4 protein-coding genes are annotated in these 4,804 nt (G+C 67.8%); all 4 read left to right on the forward strand.

Going from position 1 to position 4,804, the window contains the following annotated elements:
* Positions 1-854: extracellular solute-binding protein (locus RIN18_RS17165; RefSeq protein ID WP_309105197.1), on the forward strand; the 854-nt coding region annotated here is incomplete at its 5' end.
* Between the two features lie 38 nt (positions 855-892).
* Positions 893-1,921 carry an ABC transporter ATP-binding protein gene (locus RIN18_RS17170; protein ID WP_309105198.1) on the forward strand — a complete coding sequence of 343 codons (1,029 nt, stop codon included), beginning with the start codon at positions 893-895 and terminating at the stop codon, positions 1,919-1,921.
* 1 nt (position 1,922) lies between these two features.
* A complete protein-coding gene (locus tag RIN18_RS17175) occupies positions 1,923-3,785 on the forward strand; it encodes an iron ABC transporter permease (protein WP_309105199.1) in 1,863 nt (620 codons plus the stop codon).
* The gene (locus tag RIN18_RS17180; RefSeq protein WP_309105200.1) at positions 3,782-4,804 is read left to right on the forward strand and encodes a LacI family DNA-binding transcriptional regulator; all 1,023 of its coding nucleotides are present in this window, start codon (positions 3,782-3,784) and stop codon (positions 4,802-4,804) included. Before RIN18_RS17175 ends, RIN18_RS17180 begins: the two co-directional genes overlap by 4 nt.

Consider the following 4,804-nt stretch of genomic DNA (forward strand, 5'->3'; position numbering starts at 1 on the left):
GCCTCGGTGGCGCCGACCTCACCAACCGCATCATCGCCGAGAAGAACAACCCCGTCGGCGACGTCGTGTTCGGCCTGAACAACATGTTCTTCGAGCAGCTGAAGGCCGAAGAGGCCATCACCGCCTATGAGCCCAGCTGGTCTGGCGAGGTTCCCGAAGACGCCGGCGACCCGGCCGACGGCGCCTACTGGCCGCTCGTCGAGCAGGCCATCGTCACCGTCTACGACGAGAACCGCATCACCGACGCCCCCGAGTCGCTCGAAGAGCTCTACACCGGCACGGGCTACGCCGGCCGCTACGAGGTCAACACCGCGCTCGGCCAGGCCACCCCGCAGCTCGTACTCGCCAGCATCCTCACCGAGAACCTCGACGAGGACGGCGACCTCGGTGTCAGCGATGACGGCTGGAAGCTCGTGGAGTCGTACTTCGCCAACGGCTCGCCCGCGGTCGAAGGCACCGACCCCTACGCCCGCATCACCCGTGAGGAGATTGACTACGCGGTCCTTCCCTCCAGCGGCATCGCTGCGCGCGACGAGGAGTACGGCACGAAGACCGGCATCATCGTCCCGGAGTACGGCGTGCCGTACGTGACCGAGCAGATCGCTCCGATCGCGGGCTCCGGCAACGAAGAGCAGGCCCAGGAGTTCATCGACTGGTTTGGCAGCGCTGAGGTGCAGGGCGAGTTCGCCGCCGAGTTCAACGCGATGCCGGTGAACGCGGATGCCATCGAGAAGGCGAACCCCGAGGTCGTCGAGCTGATGGACAACCTGCCCCGCCAGGAGATCGACTTCGGCTTCGTGAGCGAGAACCTCGGCCCGTGGGTCGAGAAGGTCACGCTCGAGTACATCGGCTGACCCACCCCACCCACGAGGAAGGCACTGCGGAGCACACCATGATCCGATTCGAAGACGTCGATGTCGTATTCGGTGAGCACCGCGCGGTGTCGCACCTCGATCTGGAGATCCAGGAGGGTGAGTTCTTCACCCTCCTGGGTCCCTCCGGATGCGGGAAGACCACGGCCCTGCGCTCGCTTGCAGGCTTCGTCGAGCCGACCGGCGGCCGCGTCCTCATCGCCGGCCGCGACGTCACCCGCGTCCCGAGCGAGAAGCGCGGTGTCGGCATGGTGTTCCAGAACTATGCGCTGTTCCCGAGCATGAACGTGCGTGAGAACATCGCGTTCGGCCTGACCGTTCAGAAGGGCGGCGACCGCCTGTCGAAGGCCGAGCAGAACCGCCGCGTCGACGAGATCGCCGAGCGCACCGGGCTGGCGTCCGGCCAGCTCGACAAGAACGTCTCCGAGCTGTCGGGCGGGCAGCAGCAGCGCGTGGCCATCGCCCGCGCTCTCGTCCTGACGCCCCGCATCCTGCTGCTCGACGAGCCGCTGTCGAACCTCGACGCCAAGCTCCGGGTGCAGTTGCGCGAGCAGCTCAAAGAGCTGCAGCACGAGGTCGGCGTCACCACGGTCTACGTCACCCACGATCAGGAAGAGGCGCTGACCCTCAGCGATCGGATCGCGGTGCTGGATGCCGGGCACCTGCAGCAGGTCGGCACTCCTGAAGAGATCTACGACCGCAGTGCCACGCCGTTCGTCTGCCGGTTCATCGGCGAGAACAACCGTCTCACCCCGGCGCAGCTCGTGAGCATCGGGGGCGGACTCGACACCACGGCGGAGAGCTACGTCCGTCCCGAGAAACTGCACCTCGCCGCCCCTGATGCGGCGAGCGCCGCCTCCACCTGGCTCGAGGGTGAGATCGTCGGCCGCACGTACCACGGCAGCCACAGCGTCTACACGGTGACAGTGGAAGACGGGATGCTGCGCGTCAGCGTTCCCGCCGGCGCGAGCGCCCGCACGTGGGATGCCGGCGACGTCGTCCGCGTCGACGTCGACCCTCGCTGGATCCTGCAGTACCCGGCGGCGTGACATGAACGATCCTCAGCTCGGTTCCGCCCCGGTCCCGCCGCCGTCGGCCGGCCTCCCCGGCGAGCCCGGCGCCCTGACCGGCACAGCTGCGGCTCCCGAAGGCCGTACGAGCAAGCGGGGCCGCCCCGGCAGCATCCGCTCGATGCTCCGCTCGCCGATGGCGTGGGTGACGGGCATCGTCGTCATCTGGTTCGCGGCCGCCTTCCTGGTGCTGCCGAACGCTGCCCTGCTCGGCACGACGTTCTTCCCCGACGGGCAGTTCAGCATCCGAGCGGTCGAGAAGCTGCTCGGCAGCGAGCGCGCGATGAAGACGCTCGGCAACAGCTTCCTGCTGGCGATCACCCTGTCGATCACCGTCAACGTGGTGGGCGTGTTCATCGTGCTGGTGACGCAGTACTTCAAGATCCGCGGGGCGCGGGTGCTGTGGCTCGGCTACGCGACCACCCTCATCTACGGCGGCATCGTGCTGGCCGCCGGCTACAACTTCATCTACGGCAAGTTCGGGTTCGTCACCAACATGATGGTGAACGCCTGGCCCGACATGAACCGCGACTGGTTCTCGGGCTTCTTCGCCGTCGCGTTCGTGATGACGTTCGCGACGACGACGAACCACATGCTGTTCCTGTCGTCATCGCTCGGCAAGGTCGACTACGCCTCGATAGAGGCGGCCAAACTCATGGGCGCGTCGAGCTGGACGATCCTGCGCCGCATCGTGCTGCCGGTCATGAAGCCGATGCTGTTCGCCGTCACGGTGCTGACGTTCCTCATCGGCCTCGGCGCGCTGACCGCTCCTCTCGTGCTCGGCGGACCCGACTTCCAGACGGTCGCGCCGCTCATCATCGACCTCTCGCGCAGCCCGATCACGCGCGACATCGCCGCGCTCCTCGCGATCGTGCTGGGTCTTGCGACCATCATCCTGCTCGCGATCATGAACCGCGCCGAGAAGTCGGGCGTGTACTTCTCGGTCGCGAAGGTGGCGACGCCGATCCAGAAGCAGCCGATCCGCAACCCCTTCGCGAACGTCGTCGTGCACGTCATCGCGTACCTGCTCTGGGTGATCTACCTGATCCCCGTCGTGCTGATCGTGATCTTCTCGTTCGTCGATGCGCGCAGCATCCTCGCCGGTGCCATCACGCTCGACAGCTTCACGCTCGACAACTACATCACGGTGTTCTCGAGCGCAGCGGCCATTCGTCCGTTCATCGTCAGCGTCGTGTACAGCGCGCTGGCCTCGGTGATCGTCGTAGGCGGGCTGCTGTTCGTGGCGCGGGTGCTGCAGAAGCACCGGAACGCGCTGACCACCGCGATGGAGTACGTGCTGCACATCCCGTGGATCCTTCCGATCGTGCTCATCGCGCTCGCGCTGGTGGTGACGTTCGACCGGCCGCAGGCGGTGGTCGGCAACATCGTGCTGACGGGCACGCCGGTGCTGCTGTTGATCGCGTACATCTGCGTGAAGATCCCGTTCACGCTGCGGCTGCTGAAGGCGTCGTTCGCGTCGGTGCCGGATTCGCTCGAAGATGCTTCGCGCATCCTCGGAGCCCGCTCGCTCACCGCGTTCCGCCGGGTGCTGATTCCGCTCGTGCTGCCGACGGCCGCGGCGATCACGGCGCTGAACTTCAACAGCCTGCTCGACGACTACGACGCGGCGATCTTCCTCTATCACCCGCTCTATCAGCCGCTCGGTGTGGCGATCCAAGAGAGCACGCGCGGCGAGAACAACCTCGACGCGATGCCGATCACGTTCGTCTACACGGTGCTGCTGATGATCATCATGGGTGCCACGATGTATCTCGTGTATGGACGAGGTTCGGGCACCCGCTCTTCTCGGGCTGCGTCGCGCCGCCGTCGGAGGGCGTCGTGAGTTCGTCGGATGCCGGAACGCCGGCGCTGCGCGTCACGATCAGTGATGTCGCGGCGGCCGCGGGGGTGTCGCGGGCGACGGCGACGAGGGCGCTGAAGGGCGAGGGGCGCTTCTCGCCCGAGACCCAGCAGCGGATTCTCGAGGCCGCCGAGCGCCTCGGGTACGTCCGCAACACGGTGGCCGCCGAGCTCGCCGCCGGGCGCACCGGCACGGTCGGACTGATGCTGCGCGATGCCAGCAACCCCGCCTACGGTCTGCTGTTCTCGCGCCTGCAGGACGAGGCGCATCGCCGCGGGCTCGATCTCGTGACGGTGACGATCGGCGCCGACGAGCAGGGCGCCAAGCAGGTGAACGCGCTGCACCGCCTGCTCGGGATGCGGGTGGCGGGGCTCATCGTGGCGACGGGTGGCATCAGCGCCGCGCAGCTCGAGCCGTTCGCCGACCAGGTGCCGATCGTCCGTGCGGGGCGCGTGGAGTCGGTGGGGCGGATCCACACCGCGCACTATGACGACCCGACGCACGGGCGCCTGTTGGCGTCGCATGTCCTGTCGCTCGGGCATCGCAATGTCGTGGTGCTGGCGGGCGGGCCCGAGGCGTCGTATCCCGAACACCTGCGAGCGATGGCGATGCGCGAGACGCTCATCAACGCCGGCGCGTCGGTGACGATGATCTCGGCCGGTGCCGCGCCCGAAGAGGGCGTCGACGAGGCGCTGGGCTCGGTGCGCGCCGGGGCGACCGCGGTCATGTGCGCCTCGGACTACCGCCAGCTCGCGGTGATGCGGGCGGCACGTGCGGCGGGTCTCACGGTGCCGTCGGATCTGAGCGTGACCGGCTGCGACGGCATCCTGCCCGGTGCCGACCTGCTCGGGCTGACGACCGTGCGGATTCCGGTCGAAGACGTCGCCGCTGCCGCCGTCGAGACCATGCAGGGCCTGCTGACCTCGGGCGACACCGGTGAGACGGTGCGGCGCTCGTTCTCCGGCGTACTCGTGCCCGGCACCACGGCTGCCGCCGTCTGA

This window comes from Microbacterium sp., assembly GCF_031179285.1.
Lineage (GTDB): Bacteria > Actinomycetota > Actinomycetes > Actinomycetales > Microbacteriaceae > Microbacterium.